Source organism: Vampirovibrionales bacterium (assembly GCA_016712355.1).
Classification (GTDB): Bacteria; Cyanobacteriota; Vampirovibrionia; order Vampirovibrionales; family Vampirovibrionaceae; genus JADJRF01.
This window is the reverse complement of record JADJRF010000005.1, coordinates 2,159,568-2,177,280: the sequence shown is the minus strand read 5'-3', so window position 1 is coordinate 2,177,280 and position 17,713 is coordinate 2,159,568. Positions and strand designations below refer to the sequence as shown.

General features: G+C 60.1%; 20 protein-coding genes. 8 read left to right on the top strand and 12 right to left on the bottom strand.

What is annotated here, in order from left to right; all coding sequences use genetic code 11:
* The first annotated feature begins 63 nt into the window (after positions 1-63).
* Together IPK79_11440 and IPK79_11435 are read left to right on the top strand one after the other, a co-directional pair.
* Positions 64-633, top strand: coding sequence for a hypothetical protein (locus IPK79_11440; GenBank protein ID MBK8191050.1), 570 nt, complete (start codon positions 64-66; stop codon positions 631-633).
* Positions 633-1,418 carry an rRNA pseudouridine synthase gene (locus IPK79_11435; GenBank protein ID MBK8191049.1) on the top strand — a complete coding sequence of 262 codons (786 nt, stop codon included), beginning with the start codon at positions 633-635 and terminating at the stop codon, positions 1,416-1,418. Before IPK79_11440 ends, IPK79_11435 begins: the two co-directional genes overlap by 1 nt.
* 11 nt (positions 1,419-1,429) lie before the next feature.
* On the opposite strand, the gene IPK79_11430 is transcribed toward IPK79_11435, so the two are convergent.
* Positions 1,430-2,041 carry a GerMN domain-containing protein gene (locus IPK79_11430; GenBank protein ID MBK8191048.1) on the bottom strand — a complete coding sequence of 204 codons (612 nt, stop codon included), beginning with the start codon at positions 2,039-2,041 and terminating at the stop codon, positions 1,430-1,432.
* Between the two features lie 278 nt (positions 2,042-2,319).
* Between IPK79_11430 and IPK79_11425 the strand changes: the two genes are divergently transcribed.
* Positions 2,320-3,549 (top strand): hypothetical protein, encoded by a 1,230-nt coding sequence (locus IPK79_11425; protein ID MBK8191047.1) that lies wholly within the window; start codon positions 2,320-2,322, stop codon positions 3,547-3,549.
* 96 nt (positions 3,550-3,645) lie between these two features.
* On the opposite strand, the gene IPK79_11420 is transcribed toward IPK79_11425, so the two are convergent.
* The 4 genes from IPK79_11420 to IPK79_11405 form a co-directional block, all read right to left on the bottom strand.
* On the bottom strand, positions 3,646-4,095 hold the full coding sequence (locus IPK79_11420; GenBank protein MBK8191046.1) for a hemerythrin domain-containing protein: 450 nt from the start codon (positions 4,093-4,095) through the stop codon (positions 3,646-3,648).
* Between the two features lie 421 nt (positions 4,096-4,516).
* Positions 4,517-5,071, bottom strand: coding sequence for a membrane protein insertion efficiency factor YidD (locus IPK79_11415; protein MBK8191045.1), 555 nt, complete (start codon positions 5,069-5,071; stop codon positions 4,517-4,519).
* Positions 5,072-5,269: 198 nt separating this feature from the next.
* Positions 5,270-5,575 (bottom strand): hypothetical protein, encoded by a 306-nt coding sequence (locus tag IPK79_11410; protein MBK8191044.1) that lies wholly within the window; start codon positions 5,573-5,575, stop codon positions 5,270-5,272.
* A 463-nt stretch (positions 5,576-6,038) separates the two neighbouring features.
* Positions 6,039-6,779: a class I SAM-dependent methyltransferase gene (locus IPK79_11405; GenBank protein MBK8191043.1), complete on the bottom strand. Its 741-nt coding sequence runs from the start codon at positions 6,777-6,779 to the stop codon at positions 6,039-6,041.
* Between the two features lie 132 nt (positions 6,780-6,911).
* Here IPK79_11405 and IPK79_11400 point away from each other — a divergent pair, with 132 nt between their 5' ends.
* From IPK79_11400 to IPK79_11390, 3 genes are all read left to right on the top strand, one after another.
* Complete coding sequence (locus IPK79_11400) at positions 6,912-7,499, top strand: RNA methyltransferase (protein MBK8191042.1); 588 nt, start codon at positions 6,912-6,914, stop codon at positions 7,497-7,499.
* Positions 7,500-7,598: 99 nt separating this feature from the next.
* Positions 7,599-8,234, top strand: coding sequence for a LemA family protein (locus IPK79_11395; GenBank protein MBK8191041.1), 636 nt, complete (start codon positions 7,599-7,601; stop codon positions 8,232-8,234).
* A 91-nt stretch (positions 8,235-8,325) separates the two neighbouring features.
* The gene (locus IPK79_11390) at positions 8,326-9,081 is read left to right on the top strand and encodes a TPM domain-containing protein (protein ID MBK8191040.1); all 756 of its coding nucleotides are present in this window, start codon (positions 8,326-8,328) and stop codon (positions 9,079-9,081) included.
* Here the strand turns inward: IPK79_11390 and IPK79_11385 are convergent.
* Complete coding sequence (locus tag IPK79_11385; protein MBK8191039.1) at positions 9,078-9,995, bottom strand: hypothetical protein; 918 nt, start codon at positions 9,993-9,995, stop codon at positions 9,078-9,080. The two genes, IPK79_11390 and IPK79_11385, sit on opposite strands and share 4 nt — an antisense overlap.
* A 322-nt stretch (positions 9,996-10,317) precedes the next feature.
* Between IPK79_11385 and IPK79_11380 the strand changes: the two genes are divergently transcribed.
* Entirely contained in the window at positions 10,318-11,502 is a 1,185-nt protein-coding gene (locus tag IPK79_11380) for an acyl-CoA dehydrogenase (protein MBK8191038.1), read from the top strand.
* 139 nt (positions 11,503-11,641) lie between these two features.
* Here the strand turns inward: IPK79_11380 and IPK79_11375 are convergent, their stop codons facing one another.
* The 3 genes from IPK79_11375 to IPK79_11365 all read right to left on the bottom strand — a co-directional run bounded on the left by IPK79_11375 (position 11,642) and on the right by IPK79_11365 (position 13,958).
* Positions 11,642-12,289, bottom strand: coding sequence for a hypothetical protein (locus IPK79_11375; protein MBK8191037.1), 648 nt, complete (start codon positions 12,287-12,289; stop codon positions 11,642-11,644).
* Positions 12,290-12,405: 116 nt separating this feature from the next.
* Complete coding sequence (locus IPK79_11370) at positions 12,406-13,182, bottom strand: hypothetical protein (protein MBK8191036.1); 777 nt, start codon at positions 13,180-13,182, stop codon at positions 12,406-12,408.
* A 32-nt stretch (positions 13,183-13,214) separates the two neighbouring features.
* Positions 13,215-13,958, bottom strand: coding sequence for a CPBP family intramembrane metalloprotease (locus IPK79_11365; GenBank protein ID MBK8191035.1), 744 nt, complete (start codon positions 13,956-13,958; stop codon positions 13,215-13,217).
* A gap of 108 nt (positions 13,959-14,066) precedes the next feature.
* On the opposite strand from IPK79_11365, the gene IPK79_11360 reads away from it, so the two are divergent.
* Positions 14,067-15,134 carry an MCE family protein gene (locus tag IPK79_11360; protein ID MBK8191034.1) on the top strand — a complete coding sequence of 356 codons (1,068 nt, stop codon included), beginning with the start codon at positions 14,067-14,069 and terminating at the stop codon, positions 15,132-15,134.
* 9 nt (positions 15,135-15,143) lie between these two features.
* On the opposite strand, the gene IPK79_11355 is transcribed toward IPK79_11360, so the two are convergent.
* The 3 genes from IPK79_11355 to IPK79_11345 all read right to left on the bottom strand — a co-directional run bounded on the left by IPK79_11355 (position 15,144) and on the right by IPK79_11345 (position 17,654).
* On the bottom strand, positions 15,144-15,419 hold the full coding sequence (locus tag IPK79_11355; protein ID MBK8191033.1) for a hypothetical protein: 276 nt from the start codon (positions 15,417-15,419) through the stop codon (positions 15,144-15,146).
* 178 nt (positions 15,420-15,597) lie between these two features.
* Complete coding sequence (locus IPK79_11350) at positions 15,598-16,587, bottom strand: acetyl-CoA carboxylase carboxyltransferase subunit alpha (protein MBK8191032.1); 990 nt, start codon at positions 16,585-16,587, stop codon at positions 15,598-15,600.
* 125 nt (positions 16,588-16,712) lie between these two features.
* Positions 16,713-17,654 carry an acetyl-CoA carboxylase carboxyltransferase subunit beta gene (locus IPK79_11345; GenBank protein MBK8191031.1) on the bottom strand — a complete coding sequence of 314 codons (942 nt, stop codon included), beginning with the start codon at positions 17,652-17,654 and terminating at the stop codon, positions 16,713-16,715.
* Between the last annotated feature and the right edge of the window lie 59 nt (positions 17,655-17,713).

Genomic DNA, 17,713 nt, shown 5'->3' with positions numbered 1-17,713 from the left:
ACTCGGCCAACGGCGCGATTCCGCTAGAATAGCATAACCTTCCGCGAGACAGGATCCCTTCTCATGAATCTTGAAGCCCTGCAACGCGCCCTGTGGCGCAGCCTGCCCGATCCGCCGCCGGAAACGGCCCAGCAAGCGCTTGCCTGCGTTTCTCAAACGCTGGTGGAGGCCATTCGCGCATTCGAGGCCGACCACCTGCCGCAGACACAAGTATGTCTTGAAGAAACCTTCGCCCGCCTGTTAATTGCCATGAAGCGCCTCGATATTAACGCGGAGATGGCCATGGAACGGGTTCTGCTGCGTTTTGCGCAAGCGGCGTCCCAGCCCCGGCGCTTTCTGTTTTTCGGCGATCGTGTTGAGATCCGCGTCGGCGACGAGGTTCGCGGCGGATGGCCCATTTTCGGGCAACAGGATTATGAGGCCGCCGTGGCGCTTGCGCGGACTTTCGGCTGTGATGTCGCCCATGCCGACAGCCGTCAATTGTCGCTGTTTGCGGCTCAGGAAGAATTCCCGGCTCTGGCGCCGACCGCGACCCGTCGCCGCCTGCCGGTTTTGCGCCGTCGCGCGACGTCCTCGTGCGGCGAAAAGCCCTCTCTTCGCCTGATTCGCGGCCGTCAGCAGCCTGTGCGCTAATGCCCGCTGATCGGAAGATACCCGGTTCTCAAGCCCCTGCGATTCGTCTCAACAAATGGCTGGCCGATACCGGCGTCTGCTCTCGTCGCGAGGCCGATGCGTGGATCTCCGCCGGGCGCGTTCGCGTCAATGACGGACTTCCGGCCGCTCTGGGCGATAAAATCCATCCGGCCGTGGATCGCGTTTTTGTAGATGGCGCGTTGCTGGCGACGGACGCCGCTTCGGCCGTCGCGCGGACGTACTGGGCTTTCCATAAGCCGCTGGGCGTAGTAACGACGCGACGTGACGAACGAGACCGCCGGACTATCTACGATTGCCTGCCGCCCGAGTGCCAGGACTGCGATCCTGCCGGCCGACTCGATCGCCAAAGCAGCGGCCTGCTGATTTTAAGCAACGACGGCGATTTCATTTACCGGCTGACGCATCCGCGCTTTCACGTCGAAAAACAGTATCGCGTGACCTTCGATCGCGCGGTTCCCTCCGACTTGGCCGTCTTGTTTCGCCAGGGCGTCCCGCTGGCCCCTGAAGGCCGGCTGGCGCGGGCTGAGCGGGCGGAACGTCTGGGTCCTGACACGCTCGCTTTAACGCTGGTGACTGGCTACAACCGCCAGATTCGGCGTATGGCGCAGGCCTTGGGCTATAACGTCGCCGCGCTGAAGCGGGTGGCCGTCGGTCCCGTTAAATTGGGCGCGCTTGCGACGGGCGACGTTCGCGCACTTTCCCGGCAAGAGGTGCAGAGGCTGCAAAAGGCTTTTCAGGCGGTTCAAAAGCCTTCTCAAGCCTGAAAGCCGTCTTTTTAGGGCTGAACGCCCGCCGCATTAAGGGGTTCTTGCACGACGACGCCTTCGCCGCCGAGTACGTCAAGCTGCTTGCCTTCAATATCCACAAACACAGGAACGCGCTTCTCCACGCCCAGAATCGTTTGCTGAAGCTGCTTCATGCGCTGCTGCATGCTGCTTGAACCGCCGCCTGCGGTAAATTGTTGTGACAGATTCACCCGGTAGCGTCCCTGACTCTGCCGAACCGATAACAGGCGCGTTCCTTTCGGGATCTCGCTGAAATAACCGTCCGCTGTTTCTTGCGTTTCAGGCCCTTTGAGCAGTTGGGAGAGGGCGAACGTCAGCGGTTGCGCTTTTTCAGCGGGTGGAATGGCGCGTACGACGCCTTCCAGCGCAACAGAGGCCCCCTGGCTCTTATTAAAGTAAATAACCGCCTTATTAAGAGGGCGTTCAGCTGAGGGCGGACCGTCGGGCGCGTCACCGCCGGGCGGCGGCGTATCCGGGCCCGCGTTGGGATGCCCGCCAAACATCGCCCATAAACCCCAGGCCGCCAGGATGGCCAACGCCATCGTGACCACCGTTTGAATAATCGTCCGCCGGTTTGCGGCAGGAGAAAGACCCTGTTTCATAAGCGCGCCAACTCTCAAAGGCTAAACTTTTTCTGATTTTAACAGAATTCGCCCAATCTGTCGGATTTGCGCGTGTTACGGCGCGTAAAACAGGCGCCAGCCACGCGAAAGACGTAACAAAACGTAACCCTTGCCCGCTAAAAGGCAATTAATTACACATGATTGTTTTTATTTCTGTGTGTAATGTCTGAACTCGTCTGAAGTCAGGGTTTGTGTGGAGAATTAAAAAGCCTTTTGCCGCTACCGGCGTGGCGCAACGGATTGGGAGGATACGCGCAATGGTTTCGCAGCCTTTTCAAAATGGCGCAAACGGATTATTCGGCCAGCCGCCGTATGGGATTTATACGGGAGGGGCTGCGCCCGGCAGTTATTTTAGCGTCAGCCAGAATATCGTCAATCAGCAAAATACCTACGCTGCGCCGTCGCCTCCCGTGATGCTTCCGCCCGCGCCGCCGCCTTGCATGATGGCGCCGCCGATTCAGCAGCAGCCTTGCATGACGCAGCCAGCCCCCGCGCCGCAAATCTGGATGCAATCGCCGCAACAGGTGATTATTCAGTCGCCATACCAACAACAGCCGATGATGAGTCAACCGGTTTTTCAGCAGCCGCTGGCCATGTCGACGCCGATTTCGAGTTACCAGCCGTATGCGCCCTGCTGTCCGCAGCCGATGTACCAGAATTCCGGCGGACTGGCCCCGCTGGTCGGCATGATTATGCAGATGATGACCCGCATGATGAGTATGTTCTCTTCCGGCGGCGCAAGCGGCTTGCCCAACACGGCTTATACCGATCCGCTGACAGGGCAGCAGGTTCCGTCATCTCTCAACGCGGGCGCTCTCGACGACTTAAACGGTTCTGGCCGGATTTGGGGCGACCCTCACTTTGTGGACCCGGACGGCGGTAAATTCGACGTGATGGGCGAAGTCGGTAAAACCTATAATATTCTCAGCGACAAGGGCCTGCAATTTAACGCGGAATTTGGCGTCTGGAAAAACTTTGACGGCAAGGACGGCCGCGAATTAAAAACCATTATTTCCAGAGCCGGACTCACGGCCGGAGACTCTCAAGTCGCCTTTGACGTGAATAAGAAACTCACCATTAACGGCAAGCAGGTCAGCGACGGCGATTACGATCTCGGCGGCGGCGCGCGCGCCTCGCTCAAGGACGGCAAGCTGAATCTCTCGACGTCAGAATATGACGTCACGCTGTCCAGCAATGGCGAATATCTTGACCACGATATTAAAGCCACAAATGCGGGCGCAGACGGCGTTGCGCCTCATGGCCTCTGGGGTCAGCTTGTCGATGGCGACGGCAAGGCCCGTAACGGCGACGAGGGCGGCGGGGCTCAGGGCGGCGGCGCAATCGACACGGCCCAGCGCGATCCCAATACCGGTAAATTTGTTCGTAGCGAAAAAGGCGATAAAGAAACCTATAAACAATACGAAACCAATGGGCTTTTCGATACGGCCTTTGCCAGTCCGTTTAATCGTTTCCAGAGCGCTCGCTAGCGTTTCGTCTGAAGCCCGGATAAATAATTCAATACGCAAAAGCCGACGTTTTAAGGCGTCGGCTTTTTCAATTAATCGCTAAAAAGTCGGAGCGTCTTATTTTTTAACGGCGGACAGTTTCAGGCTTTTTTCGAGCAGGGGTTCGACTTTTTTCGTCATTTCTTCAATCTGCTCTTTAGAAAGCGCCTTGCGCGCCAGCGGGAATAAATCCTGCTCTTCTTCCTCGATATGGTGCTCAACGGCCAGATGGAGCATTTCCAGTTTTACTTTATACGCCATCTCTTCCATATCGTCGTCGTCCGTTAAGGCGTCCATATAGGTTTGGGCTTCATCGTGTTCGAGTTCGCCCTCTTCACTTTTATCTTCAGTCGATTTAATTTTTTTCAGAGGCGGATAAACGAATTTTTCTTCCGCTTCCATATGCAATTTCCAGCCCTTGCACAGATCTTTGACGGCTTTGCGATCAATAGGATCCTGCTCCAGCAGGACTTTGAATTTTTCTTTGGTTTGGTCGTGATCGGTTTTCAATAATTTAAAAGCGTCCATAAAATCCGTATCTCCTCTCAACGCAATCAAAACGCAGACGGTTTTATTATGGGGCGGCGCGAGGAGATTGTCAAAATTTATCGCATTAAAATTTAACAGGAAACACAAAAGCCCGCCCCTTAAGAGCGCGCTCTGGTCAAAATAAGCAACCCCCCGGATTTTGGCGTGACCGACAGTTTATTGCTCCTGTTTTTCAACAGGGGGGTGTCCTCCGTGACGAGCGCCGTTTCCAGCTACGCATTCGGCTGGTATACTTTGTCGCCAGATTCGAGTCGGACTCCCAGAGGCGTTCATGTAGAGAATAAATGGATCGGTCACATCCGGGGGATTTGCTCAATGGAAATTATGCCTGATGTTTTTGAATTTATCAAGGCATTCGCGTCCAGAACCTCTGGGCGACCGATTTTTGATCGCAGGTCGCTCAGGCTCGGGCGCGGCTGGTCGGCTCGCCCGTGGGACTGATATTGTCGGTGAACCAGCGGCCGCGACGCGTGCGCTTGAGAAAATCGGGCCGCGCGCCGCGCGCCTCAGCGTAAGACCCATGCACTTCGATGGGATCCCACAACGGCCTGGATAACTTTTCTACCTGCCAGGCCGTCAGCGGATTACACGACACAATGCGTTTGGCGCCCGCCCAAATCCCCTTGAGCGGACCGTATTCGCCGATGGCGAGCTTGGTATATTCCGAACAGCTGAACATGCCGTTTTTACGGTATAGGCACAGGTCAAAGCCGCGATTGCCCATCCAGCGGTAGATCGTGTTTTGCGTGATCCACTGATACGCGTTAATCGGCGCGAGAAAAGCCCGGCGGATCAGCGATGGCTTCTGACGCTCGGGCGCTAGGCGGGTCGCCGCTCCCGCAAACGAATCCCCTTCGGTTTGGGAGGCGGGGGAACTCGCATACGCCGTCCTCACGGGCGCGGCTGCCCCCCCGAATGTCGGGGTGATTGCCGGTGAGGATGCGATTAGACTCATGAAGGCTGACCTCTCTGTCCCGCTCTCTCCCGCAGGCGTTATTGAGTCGAAGCGGGTTTTGCGCAACCACAGCCCGTGCCGCAAAAATGGGGTTTTGCGCCGGAAACGCTGGAAGGCCTTGAGATGACGGGTCTTAAGGAGGTAATCGAATGCATCATCGTAAGCGTCCTTTAATTTGCTCCGGGTGATTTTCCCGGACTAGGCTTTTCGGCCCATCTTCCACATAGCCCAACTCACCCCGCCTGCGATGAGGGCGATGGGAATGGCGCAGCACCCGCAGCAACCGGCAATGATTTCGCCAATGCCGCCGCCCAGGCAGCCAAAGCGGGGTTGTCCTGCGCGAGGGGGCGCATCACCGGCGCCAAAGCGCGTAGAATCCAGTCCAGCCGTGCCGGACGGATAAGACCCGGCTCCAGTAGGATAAAACTGCGCGGGCGCTTGATTAGAGGGAAAAGACGGGGACGTGGACGGGTATCCCGTCATGGGGGGTGGCATCATTCCCATAAAGGCGAATCTCCTGAGAAGAGGGGCTGAATGAGAGGATAATCTCTGTGTCAGTGGGATAAAACCTTCTCAAGGATTTTTGTGCTAGCAGGATTTTTGCGCCACGTCAGGAATCCAGGCAAACGCAGCCCGACTCTGGAGCAGGTCTTGGGAGTGAAGCCCCCCTAATCAGGACAGGGTTCCTGCGCGCTCTCCTGAATACAGGCAAACCCGACAGGGGTTAAAGCGGGTCCTGAGGGTGAAATCCTCAAGCAAGAACAGGGTGGGGGCCCGGGGGCGGGAACGGCCCCCGAGAGGCGGACCCAATAACCCGATCCGCCCCATCCCTACCCCCCAGCAACGCCCTCAAGCGGCAAGCCGGGTCCTGAGGGTGAAACCCTCAAATTAAGATAGGGTGGGGGTTCGGGGGCGGGAACGGCCCCCGAGGGGCGGACCCAATGAGCGGATCCTGCCAAAATCCCCTTTAAAGGCCGCGCTTCTGAGCCGCAATCAGAATCGCGGGCGTGACGGCCCGCCCCCAACGCGTCGGCGCATGCAGATACGGCCCCCCAGCCGGCAGGAGATAGCGCAAGATGCCATGCCAGCGCAATACGTCAAAATGCAACCTCAACGCCGTCAGCCAAAACGCCCGGCTGCACTTGTGAACGTGCGTCGGATCGCGATCCAGCCAATGCACCAGAGGCCCCAGAGGGCCATCGTAGACGGGAACAACCGCAATAAAAAGGCCACCCGGCGACAGAAGCGCATCAATGGCTTGCAACGCCTCATCCAGCGATTCAATATGCTCCAGACAGTCCAGCGCCGTGAGCACATCGACCGTCTCACCGCCGACCGCCGCTTGCGGACCGCCAACCACCCAGCGACGGCGGGCGTCGTCCTGGCCCAGTCGAGTGCGAGCCCGATCAATGGCGGCCGCATTGACGTCCGCGCCGATAATCCGCTCCGGGGAAGCTTGATCGAGGACGTATTCCAGGAAACGCCCATCCGCACAGCCTATATCGCCAATCGAGCCAAAAACGGGCCGAAAGCGCCGGATTTCCGCCAGATAGTGGGCGTACTTATAGGGCGGGTTCTGACGATCGTAGCTGGGATAAACCGTTTCATAATACTCCGGCGCAAGGACCAGCCCCGCGCCAGCAGCGTCGTCCGCGCCAGCAGCGCGCGAAGCGGCAGAAATTTCACCGGGCGTCGTCGGGACGGTCATCGCCTTTTCTCTCGCCTTATCTACCAGAGCTCCCATCAACTCAGACGGACCTCAGGCCCATCGTATTCAGACTATCACGACAGCGGTGATGCGCCTATTGCGAGCCGCCCCGGTTTGGGCGACGATAAGGCCATGCCCACCGAACGCCGCCAAGAGCTGATTCACCGCGTCAGCGCCGCCCGACAGCGCGGCGTCGTCGTCATTGAAGACGTCCATGACCCGCATAACGCCGCCGCCGTCTTTAGAAGCTGCGAGGCATTCGGGTTTCAGGACGTCCGGCTGATTTTTGATCAAGAGAAACCCTTTACTCCACGCAAATTGGGCCGGGCGACCTCAGCATCAGCCAATAAGTGGCTGACCTTTAAGACATTTACCTCGACGCAAGCCTGTCTTGACGAGCTTCATACCGACGGATATGAAGTCATCGCCACGGCCCTGGACGATCGCGCCGAATCCTTCTTTGAGGCATCCTTCCTTTCGCCCCGCCTCGCGCTGATGTTCGGCAATGAGCATCGCGGCCTCTCAGCGCAGGCCCTCGCAATGGCCGACCGCATCGTGTGTCTGCCTATGGCCGGCGTCATCCAGAGCCTGAATCTATCCGTTACCGCAGGCATCACGCTATTCGAGACCACCCGCCAGCGCCGGGCCGCCGGACTGGAGCCTTACTTACTGCCTGCATCTGAGCGTCTGGCGCTGGCGCAAGACCTGCTCGCCCGCTAGACCCGCTGGCGTTTGGAGTCTTCAGCAGAGAGAATGGTCGCGCAAGCGTGTTTGCCTTATCATGAAGGCAAGATTCTGTTGAGAATAGGAGAGACCGGCATGTCAGAAGTATCCAGAACATCAGGGTTCAGGGGTCCCACCCGCGCGCGTCATTCCGGCGCCCTTGCCGCCGGCCTGGTCGTCGTCGGCGTCATTCTGGCCGTATTGCTCATGCTGGGCATGTGGCTGGGCGGCGCTTATAACGGGATGGTCACGGCCAATACGCTCGTCGAGCAAAGCGGCGGCAATCTGGATTCCCAAATCAAGCGCCGGGCGGACCTGGTGCCCAATCTGGTCGCCACAGTGAAAGGCTACGCCACGCATGAGCGCGCTGTCTTTGCCGATATCGCCAACGCCCGCGCCAGTTTGCTCTCGGCAGACGTGGCCAAAAAGCCCGCCGAAGCCGCTGCGGCCAATAGCGCTTTCAACGGCGCCCTGGGCCGCCTGCTCGCCATCGCAGAGAATTATCCGCAGCTCAAGGCTGATCGCGGCTTTATCCAGCTCCAGGACGAGCTGGCCGGAACCGAGAACCGGATCAATTACGCCCGCATCCAGTTCAACGAGGCTGTGAAAGACTACAATCTTAAAATCCTGACCATGCCCAACGCCCTCTTCGCCGGGATGATGGGCTTCACCAAGCGCGCCTCGTTTGAAGCCACCCCGCAAGAAAAAGTCGCGCCCAAGGTCGAGTTTTAAGCATGACCGCCAGCGCAATCAAGAGAGCAGCGCGATTTTGTTAGTCTCATGGTTTCGTTTCCCTGTCAGAAGGCCGGTTACGGCGTTTCTGATGACTGCTATTGTCTGCGCGCTCGCCTTCTCAGGGTGCGCGCAGACCCTCAGCCACGCAGAATCCATCAATTCGATTCCCGCCAAGCCGCAAGGCCTGGACATCTACGTCACGGATCTGGGCGGACTGCTGGATGATGGGGATCGTCAGGCCGTACGCGAGCGCCTGCAACGACTGGATCAGGACGGCTACGCCCAAATCGCCGTCCTGACGTTTCCAGCGACTGATCGTGAGCTGTCGCTCTTCTCCCACGAGATTTTCAACGCCTGGGGCATTGGCCATGGGGACAAAAACGACGGCATCCTCATTGCGGTTAACGCCGAGCGGGTCCGTAAGGGCAGCTCCGGCAACCGTATCTACGTCGCCGTCGGCTACGGTCTCGAAGGCATTCTCCCCGACGGCGCGGTCGGCCGGATTCTGGATTCCGAGGCCATGCCGGCCTTTAACCAGAACGCCTATTCCACAGGCGTCGCCAATACGGCCATTGCACTGGCCGATATGATCGAACGCCTTCAGTCAGGCGAGAATGTCCCCCTGGCCCAGCAGCCCCGCGGCCGTGATGGCGGCTTTCCCGTATTCGCCTTCTTCATTATCATTCTCCTGCTGAGTCTCCTCCCGCGCGCCAAGAGGCGTTCGGGCTGGAGCGGCGGGTATTTCGGCGGATTAGGCGGCTTTGGCGGAGGCGACTTCGGAGGCGGCGGCTTTGGCGGCGGATTCGGAGGGGGATCCAGCGGCGGCGGCGGGGCCGGGCGTTAAACGGCGTTCAGAGTCGCGGCGTTCAAGGTCTCAGGATAGCGCTGATCCCGTACGGCATCCAGAGCGCGATTGATCAGCTCCTCGTAATGGCGGCATCCCGCATAGAGCGCGCCTGCCACCCAGACATCAGTGGCAATCCGCTCCTCGCCGAGCGAGATTTCGCAGCCCTCAAAGCGCTGGCGCATTCGTCGGGCGACGGTTTTGGCGCCCTCGGGCCCGGTGTCAGGCAGGGCAATCAGATAGCCGTCTTCCAGATACTCGCCCACGATATCGCCGCCACGGCAGCAGGCGAGCAGATCGGCGGCCACGCGCCTGTCGCGCGCCTCGCGCCATGAGGCAGGCGAGCAGGAAAGCGCCCCCTTGGCAAAGAACTGCGCCGACAGCAGGCTCAACGGCGCGCCGGTTTCGTTGGCCAGCGCGGTCTGACGCTTTAAGGCGCGGACCATGTACTCGCTGGTAAAGACGTTGGAATCGGCGCCAATGGCCCCCAACTCGATCAGGGCTTGATTCCGCTGGGTGAGCTGGGCCTGAGCGCGCCGCCCTTCAAGGGCTGTCAGCGCGCGGGCAATGAGATACACCGTCGGCACCGGCTTTACGAGAAAATCTCGGGCCCCGGCGTCAAAGCAATTCAGAAAGACTTCCTCGTCAAATGATTCGGCCAGAAAGATAACGGGGACGCCGCGTTCGAGCTGACTCATCACGCTGAAGGCCTGATTATAATGGCCTTGTGGATCAAGGATCACCAGATCGGGGGGTATTTCGCTCATCAGGGCCGGGGCCTGCTCCAGTAGATCAGCGAGGGAATAGCACTTGACGCGATCGAAGCCGCGCAAACTCACGGCCTGTCGTATCGCTTCCGCCTGATCGACGTTCTGGCCCGCGATATACACGCAATCTACCGATGGAGAGGACATCGCGCGATTCCTTTTTACTGCTGGTCACTGCTGGCAAGCTCTCTGGGGGCAGTGTAGCCCGAGGCGCGTCCTCCCCGCACGCCCCGGACGGGGGATTTTTGAGCCCTTCGCCCCGTCCCCCCGATGGCCGATTTGCCGACCCCCAAGCGTCGCTGGAGGCAAAAGCCCCCTATAATAGGAGTATCAAGCGCGCGTCTTGCGCTTGGGCAGGGCTGCCAAGCCGATATCAAGCCCGATTGAAAGACTCTCGACTCAAAGCCCTCACGCGCGAGCGCTGTTCTGAAAGCCATCCCGACCCACGCCCCTTGGAGAACCCGACGCCATGACGGATCACGGCCCCCTCCCCCCCGACGACGCCGATTCGTACGGGCTCAGCGAAACCCAGCGCATGATTCGCGACTGGGCGCGAGAGTTTGCTCTGGCGAGTCTGGAGCCGCGCGCGGCGGAAATCGACCGCTACAGCCGCTTTCCTGCCGAGACGTTTCGCGAGATGGCTGAAGTCGGCCTGCTCGGCCTGCCAGTGCCCGAAGCTTACGGCGGCGGCGGCGCGGATTACCTCAGCTATGCGCTGGCAATTGAACAACTGGCGCGCTCTTGCGCGTCGACAGCGCTGAGTCTGGCGGCTCACACGTCTTTGGTCTGTCTGCCTATCCTGAATTATGGCAGCGACGGACAAAAATCCCGCTATCTGCATGAGTTGGCCTCGGGTCGCAAGCTGGGCTCGTTCGCCCTCACCGAACCCAATGCAGGCAGCGACGCCGGCGGCACAGAAACCACCGCAATCCGGGACGGCGAAGATTACATCCTCAACGGGGGGAAAATTTTCACCACCAACGCCAACGTGGCGGATGTCTTCGTCGTAACCGCCGTCACCGACCGTCAACGCGGCCCGTCAGGGGGTATCAGCGCCTTTATCCTTGAGAAAGGCATGGCAGGGCTCACGCTGGGGGCCAAGGACGAGAAGCTCGGCATGCGCGGCTCGGATTGGGGCACGCTGCAATTCGACAATCTGCGCGTCTCGCGCGAGCAGTTACTGGGCGAAGAAGGGGCCGGATTCCGGCACTTTCTGGCCTCGCTGGACAGCGGCCGCATCTCGATTGCCGCTCTCGCCGTAGGGATTGGGCAGGCGGCGCTAGACAAGACGCAGGCATATGCCCGTCAACGACGGCAATTCGGACAGCCCATCGCGGAATTTCAGGCCGTACAGTTTATGCTGGCCGACATGGCGACCGAAATCGAAGCCGCCCGCCTGTTGACCTACAACGCGGCCCGACTTCGCGCGGCGGGGGCGCCGTTCTCGCAGCAAGCGGCGATGGCGAAACTCTACGCCTCAGAGGCCGCCACGCGCGCGGCCAACAAAGCCGTCCAGATTCACGGCGGATATGGCTATACCAAGGACTTCCCGGTCGAGCGCTACCTGCGAGACGCCAAGCTGTGCGAAATTGGCGAGGGAACGTCTGAAATCCAGCGGATGGTCATTGCCCGGCGCTTGTTACAATCGCCTTAAGCCCCCCCCTGCGTAAGCGCGGCGCACGCTCATAAAAATCCCGCCGACCCCTGCCTCGTGGCAGAAACCGGCGGGATAAAGCGGGCCTTGCGGCCCTGATAGGAGGGGGAAACCCAGGCGAATAACAAGTACTGTGGGACTAGACGACTTTAGGAATCGCCTTGCGAATCGTCTCTGCCAGCGCAGGCACGAATTTTTCCAGGTGTTTGATGAGTTTCTCGGCGGTTTTGGCAAGCGCGCCCATGCCCTTGCCTTCTCTTATATTCTGGATCATTGCGCTGGCCTGCTTTTGGGCCTTGCCGGCGGCCTTCTTAACGGTTTCCGCCGCAGCCATGATCTGGGAGCGATCGGCGTGTTTCTCCGCGTCGTAGACGGCGGTTTTGGCACGCTTCTTCAGTTCGTTGCCTTTTTTGAAGGCCGTTGACCGCAAGACCTCTTTGCGACTGTTGTTGCCTTTGATTTTCTTGACCTTGCCGTTTTTGCCGATCGTAAGGAGCTTGGCGCTCTTGTCGATGGCGGCGTCGCCTTCGGTCACGTGCAGCAGAATAGGCCCTTTGGTATGCTTTTTCAGCGCCTCACGGTCCTTCTTGGACAGAGACTTAAAGGCGTCTTCAGCCGATTGGGCAAGCTTGGGCTTCTTCCCTGCGGCGGTACGCGCAGAAACCGTGTCGCCGTAAGCGTTGGCCAGCGCCTTGCGCGCGCCGGCAAGCTCATCTTTCTTCTTAGCTTTAAGATCTTTTACCGTACGGGCGGTTACGGAAAAGCCAAGGGGCGTTATATCCGACATGGGGAATCATCTCCTATCAACGAAGCGCGGGGGCCGCGCGGGAAACTGGGTGCGATGTGGTGATAAAGATCGCTCAAGGGATTCTTGTGCTAGCGGGAGCGCCCAGAGGTTTACAGTTATTCACAATCGGCAGAAGACAGCAGCGCCGTCAGCGCCAGCGGGGCGATACCCATCGCGACCCACAGGAGGACCTCTCCCGGCGAGCCGGTTCGATCGAAGCAGCGCGCCCAAGCGGGCAGCGTCAAAACGGCGCCCGGCAGCCAGAGCAGGGCAATCAGCGCGTGATGCCACGCCCAGCGTCGGCGAAAAACCTCGTAAAAGCCAGGATTTCGCCAGCGCGTCAGCCAGAAAGCCAACGCAATGCCCGCCCACAGCAGCGTCGCGCCTGCGTGCGCGTAAAGCGCCAGCAGCAATCCCACATGCCAGGCGGCGGCGGCTTCGGCCCGGCGGGTTTGTAGCCAGCGGACCCAGTAATACAGGGCCATCGCCCCAAACAGCGCCGACAGCGGCGCTGGCGACAAACGAAACGCCGCGCCGCTCAGCGTCAAGGCTAACAGCATCGCAAGACCCAGCGCCCAACCCGCCCACCGACGATACAGCGAGCCTAAGCGCCATAGCCACGCGCATAACGCCGCCGACACGCCCGCCATCGCAAGGCGAGCCCCATCCGCGCTGACGCCCAGCGCATGCAGGGCCGACAACGCTTCGCCCAGCAAAGGCGATTGACAGGCGCCAGCAGCCATTGCCTCTATCTGCGCCGTCAGGGGGGCCGAAGCCGCCATCCAGTGAGTGCGCTCTTCAGGGGTCAGCGGCAGCTCGCGCGCCGTCAAGACCCAGACAAGGGCCACAATAGCGCCGAATATCCCAATCACTTGTCGCAGGGCGGAATTCACGCGAAAGATTCTCCTTGAAAGCGCCCGCAGCCTTACACGCCCAATAACGACGCCGCCGCCAGCGCATTATTGAGCAGATGACCCGCCACGCCCGGCCAGATGGAGCCCGTACGGGCGCGCAGCCATCCAAACCACAGGCCCAGCGCCAGCGCGCTCATCCAGGCGAAGGGGGCGTCAGCGTAGAGCGTATGGCTCAGGGCGAAGACAACGGCGCTTAGCGTAATGGCTGCGCCTGTCGACGCGTGGCGGGCAATGGCAGGCTGAAGAAAGCCGCGAAACGTAAGTTCTTCCAGCAAGGGGGCCAGCAGCAATCCGGCCAGAATGGTCGCTTCCACCGCAGGGCGGGAGAAATCCTCGTAGGGATTGGCGAGCGATTCGCCGCTGGCCCAGAACGACAGGCCATTGATGGCCGCCACTATCGCCAGAACCCCGCCTGCGGCCAACGCCGTAAAACGCAGGAGAGACCCGCGCGTGAGGCTTCCGTCTCGCAGGCCCAATTGGCGGATCAGCGCCTGACGTCCCTCGCGGCGCGCCAGATAGGCAAAACAGAGCAGCCAGACGAGCGCTGGCGTCGCGTGCTGCGCGAAAAATCCGACCCACGGGGGAGAGGCAGGCCATGCGAGGGCCAACACGGCTTCTGCGGTCAGCGGCGCGGCCAGATAGGCCAGCAGAAAAAACCGAAGCGCCTCGCTCAGCGTCCACGGCGGCAAGGCGGGCAACTCGGGCGCGCCTGAAGAAGCCGGATTCCCGGTCATTTCAAGAGATGAAAGCGTCAAAACAGCCTCCCCAAAATAGAGCCAGCGGATAGGGCCGCATCGGGTCGCGGGATCGAATCGCCGGACAGGCGCGATTCCAGCGCGCGTATCGTGTATCCTAATGAGAGTATGGACCGAAGATTTGTCGCTGCAAAGCGCTTATTGCGCTGGCCAGGCCTGTTGTCAGACCTGCTCCTGTGGAGCTGCCTTCTGGCGCTGATCGGCTGGGGGGCGTGGAGCTGGGTGCGCTATAAAGAAGCGCATCGACCGACCCAGACAATTACCCTGACCTTCAAGGACGCCAACGAAATCCGCCGGGGCTCGAACGTGCGGATGATGGGCGTGGAAGTCGGCTACGTTGACGGCATCCAGATTGTGGGCGATCGCGTTCGCGTGACGCTTAGCCCTGAGCGCGATATGCCCGTCATCCCGGATGGGTCGCTTGCCACGATTGAGTTTACCGGGCTGGTGGGCTCCAAAAGCATCGAAATTGCGCCGCCTATGGGCAAAACCCAGGCGCTGGCGCGGGGGCGTCAACCGAGCGTGGAAGTACAGGAGCCCATTCGAATTCGCGACGCTATTTCGTCCAACGTGGAGATTGCCAACGCCCTTAAGGACGGCGCTCAGAGCTTCTCGGACATGTTCGGGCGTCAAGAGCAAGTCGAGGCGCTGGTGCGCAATATCGGCAAAGCCAAACGCGGCAGCGGCATTGCGGCAGAACGATTACACAACGGAATTCGACGCTTGAACGAGCTGGACGGGACGTATCGCCGCTCGCGCGATGACGTGCTGCGGGCTCATCACAACATGGTGAGCGTCAGCGAGGATCTTGCGCGCATTCTGGATCGCGAGACCTTTGTCGCCTCAGTGCATCCGGTCTTAACGTATATGGCGGCCTTCTTTGAAGAGTCTGCTATGCGGATGGAGCGTCTGTCAGGCGTAGACCGGCTCTATCCCACCGCTCAGAAGCGCATTGAGCGGGTTCACAAACGTATTCCGCTCCCCGAAACGCTGGCCTTCACCGAGAAAGTCACCCAAACCTCGATTACCTGGGAGGAGCGCCTCGCCCGCGCCAGCCAACAGCTCGACCGGGCGGAATCGACCGTGCGGCGCAGCCTGCTGCCCGGCCCCATTGAAGCCTTCCGGCAAGGCGTTCAGGCCTTTGGCCGGATGATGGCGCAGTGGGCGCAGCGATAGGCCGCCAGCTTAATTGCTGCCGCCGAGATACTCGCGATTGGTCGCAATCAGGCCGATGCGCTGGGCGCCGCCGAAGCTGCATCCAAGGCTCGCCTGAATGCGGGCAATGAAGTCGGCATTGGCGCACAGCGGGCGCGGACCGAATTCTTCCAGCAAGGCGGCCTCGACGGCAGATTGTCGCAGGGCGTTGGCATACGGCTCAAAGCTATCCAGAAAACGGGCCTTAACGGCGTCATACTCAGGCAGGGATTCAACCTGAAACGCGCTCAGGGTTTGATCAAACATCACGACGCTGATAACCTCATCACCAAAGATATCGAATACGCATGGGGAAAATCGGGAAGTCGCCTGCGCCTGCCGAAGCAGCGGCAGCCGCGAGGGGGATATTCATATTAATCGCGCAGAGGGCGGTTTGATGCTAGGGGAGGCGGCCCCGGCGGGCAACTTGTTACAATCCGAAACCTTAGAGCGCGCCGCCCGCCGACTCAAACGCCCCAATGGCGCGGTACTTGCGGTAGCGATCCTCGATGAGTTGCTCAGGCGTCATGGCGCCCAGCTCTTCGAGCGCGGCTTGAATGGTGGTGGCAAGGCGCTCAGCCATCGCATCCGGGTTGTGATGCGCGCCGCCCAAGGGTTCGGGAATCACGCCATCGACAATACCGAAGCCCTGAAGGTCGTGGGCGCAGATTTTCAGCGCGGTGGCGGCTTGCGCGGCATAGTCGGCGCTGCGCCAGAGAATCGACGCGCAGCCTTCGGGAGAAATAACCGTGTAGAGGGCATGCTCTAACATATAGATGCGATTAGCCACGCCCATGCCCAGCGCGCCGCCCGAGCTGGCCTCGCCGGTGACGATGGAGACGATTGGCGTCCGCAGGCGCGCCATCTCGCGAATATTGAAGGCGATGGCCTGACCAATGCCCCGCTGTTCGCCTTCCATGCCGGGATAGGCGCCGGGGGTGTCAATGAGCGTCACCACAGGCATATTGAACTTCTCAGCATGCTGGAACAGGCGAAGGGCCTTACGATAGCCTTCCGGGTTGCTCATGCCGAAGTTATGGGCGAGGCTTTCTTTCATGCCGCGGCCTTTTTGCGCGCCCAGGAGCATTACCGGGCGGCCAGACAGTTCGATAATGCCGCCGAGGCAGGCGCGGTCGTCTTTTCCGGCGCGGTCGCCGCGCATTTCAATCCAGACGTCGGGAGACAACCTGCGCGCCAGCTCCAGAAAGTTCGGCCGTTGCGGATGCCGCGCGATTTGCAGGCGATTGACCGGCGTGAGATTGCTATAGAGCCGCATTTTGACTTCCTGGGCCTGATGGCGCAGCCGCTCGACTTCATCAGAAAAATCGACGCCCATTTGCTCGCTGCTGGAGAGAAGTTCAGCGATTTTATCTTCGATCGCCATCAGCGGGCGCTCAAATTCCAGGGGTTGCAGGGGGGGAGGAGAAGGGGCCATATCACGCAAGGCCTTTCATAGGCTGAATTGTGAAATATAAGAGTGACACCAGAAAACAGAGAGAGTAAAAGAAAAGAGAAATATAGAGATATCGATATAGAAAGAAAGCAGGGGAAAAGGCGCGCTCACAAGCCGGACGAAACCCCGACCGGCCGGCCCGTATCGCGGGCCCACGCCAGATCAGGAGACAGACTGACCCGGTGCAGGCGAATCAGCCGAATCAGCAGGTCGCGCATCTCGGCGCGGGAGACGACTTGATCCACCTGGCCGAACTTCAGCAGGTAGTCGGCCGTCTGGAAGTCGGCAGGCAGCTTCTGGCGGATGGTCTGCTCAATGACGCGACGACCGGCAAAGCCGATGCGCGAATCCTTCTCGGCGAGGACAAAATCGCCCAGCGTGCCGAAACTGGCCGTCACGCCGCCAAAAGTCGGCTCCGTCAGGATCGAGACGTAGAGAAGCCGGGATTCGTGCAGACGGGCCAGCGCGGCGCCGGTCTTCACCATCTGCATCAGCGAGAACGTGCCTTCCTGCATGCGCGCCCCGCCGGAGGCGCAGAAGACGATCATGCCCACGCGTTCGCGCAGCGCGGCTTCCGCCAGCCGGGTAATCTTTTCGCCCACGACGCTGCCCATGCTGCCGCCCATATAGGCGAAATCCATAATGCCAATCGCCATTCGCTCGCCATCGAGGACGGCCATGCCAGTGACCACCGCGTCATTCAGCTCGGATTGCGTCTGAGCCTCTTTCTGGCGGTCGCGATAGGCGCGGGTGTCCTCGAATCCAAGGGGATCGCCGGGCCGAAGATCGGCGTCCATCTCCTCAAACGAGTCGCCTTCGCCGACGGTGAGTTGAGCAATGCGCTCGCGCGCGCCAATGCGAAAGTGATAGTCGCAATGCGGGCAGACCATCCGGTTGGCGACCCACTCCTTGCGCGGAATGCTGGCCGAGCAGGAAAAACAGTTGACCCAGAGGCGGGTCAGCTCTTCGTCAGACAATTTGCTATTGACAGCCTTGGCGTCAAGGCGACCTTGCTTGCGTTTGGCGGCGAACCAGTCGGTCAGGGGCATGGCGGGATTTTCCTGTCGGGGCGAAGGGGTTCTAACTATACCTTTAAAACAAAGGCATG

Excerpts from the sequence above, each read along its gene's own strand:
- IPK79_11360 (MBK8191034.1), top strand. The coding sequence starts at position 14,067 with ATGGACCGAAGATTTGTCGCTGCAAAGCGCTTATTGCGCTGGCCAGGC.
- IPK79_11420 (MBK8191046.1), bottom strand. The coding sequence starts at position 4,095 with ATGGACGCTTTTAAATTATTGAAAACCGATCACGACCAAACCAAAGAA.
- IPK79_11390 (MBK8191040.1), top strand. The coding sequence starts at position 8,326 with ATGACTGCTATTGTCTGCGCGCTCGCCTTCTCAGGGTGCGCGCAGACC.
- IPK79_11410 (MBK8191044.1), bottom strand. The coding sequence starts at position 5,575 with ATGGGAATGATGCCACCCCCCATGACGGGATACCCGTCCACGTCCCCG.
- IPK79_11355 (MBK8191033.1), bottom strand. The coding sequence starts at position 15,419 with ATGTTTGATCAAACCCTGAGCGCGTTTCAGGTTGAATCCCTGCCTGAG.
- IPK79_11405 (MBK8191043.1), bottom strand. The coding sequence starts at position 6,779 with ATGACCGTCCCGACGACGCCCGGTGAAATTTCTGCCGCTTCGCGCGCT.
- IPK79_11435 (MBK8191049.1), top strand. The coding sequence starts at position 633 with ATGCCCGCTGATCGGAAGATACCCGGTTCTCAAGCCCCTGCGATTCGT.
- IPK79_11425 (MBK8191047.1), top strand. The coding sequence starts at position 2,320 with ATGGTTTCGCAGCCTTTTCAAAATGGCGCAAACGGATTATTCGGCCAG.
- IPK79_11350 (MBK8191032.1), bottom strand. The coding sequence starts at position 16,587 with ATGGCCCCTTCTCCTCCCCCCCTGCAACCCCTGGAATTTGAGCGCCCG.
- IPK79_11440 (MBK8191050.1), top strand. The coding sequence starts at position 64 with ATGAATCTTGAAGCCCTGCAACGCGCCCTGTGGCGCAGCCTGCCCGAT.
- IPK79_11345 (MBK8191031.1), bottom strand. The coding sequence starts at position 17,654 with ATGCCCCTGACCGACTGGTTCGCCGCCAAACGCAAGCAAGGTCGCCTT.
- IPK79_11400 (MBK8191042.1), top strand. The coding sequence starts at position 6,912 with ATGCCCACCGAACGCCGCCAAGAGCTGATTCACCGCGTCAGCGCCGCC.
- IPK79_11395 (MBK8191041.1), top strand. The coding sequence starts at position 7,599 with ATGTCAGAAGTATCCAGAACATCAGGGTTCAGGGGTCCCACCCGCGCG.
- IPK79_11380 (MBK8191038.1), top strand. The coding sequence starts at position 10,318 with ATGACGGATCACGGCCCCCTCCCCCCCGACGACGCCGATTCGTACGGG.
- IPK79_11385 (MBK8191039.1), bottom strand. The coding sequence starts at position 9,995 with ATGTCCTCTCCATCGGTAGATTGCGTGTATATCGCGGGCCAGAACGTC.
- IPK79_11430 (MBK8191048.1), bottom strand. The coding sequence starts at position 2,041 with ATGAAACAGGGTCTTTCTCCTGCCGCAAACCGGCGGACGATTATTCAA.
- IPK79_11375 (MBK8191037.1), bottom strand. The coding sequence starts at position 12,289 with ATGTCGGATATAACGCCCCTTGGCTTTTCCGTAACCGCCCGTACGGTA.
- IPK79_11415 (MBK8191045.1), bottom strand. The coding sequence starts at position 5,071 with ATGAGTCTAATCGCATCCTCACCGGCAATCACCCCGACATTCGGGGGG.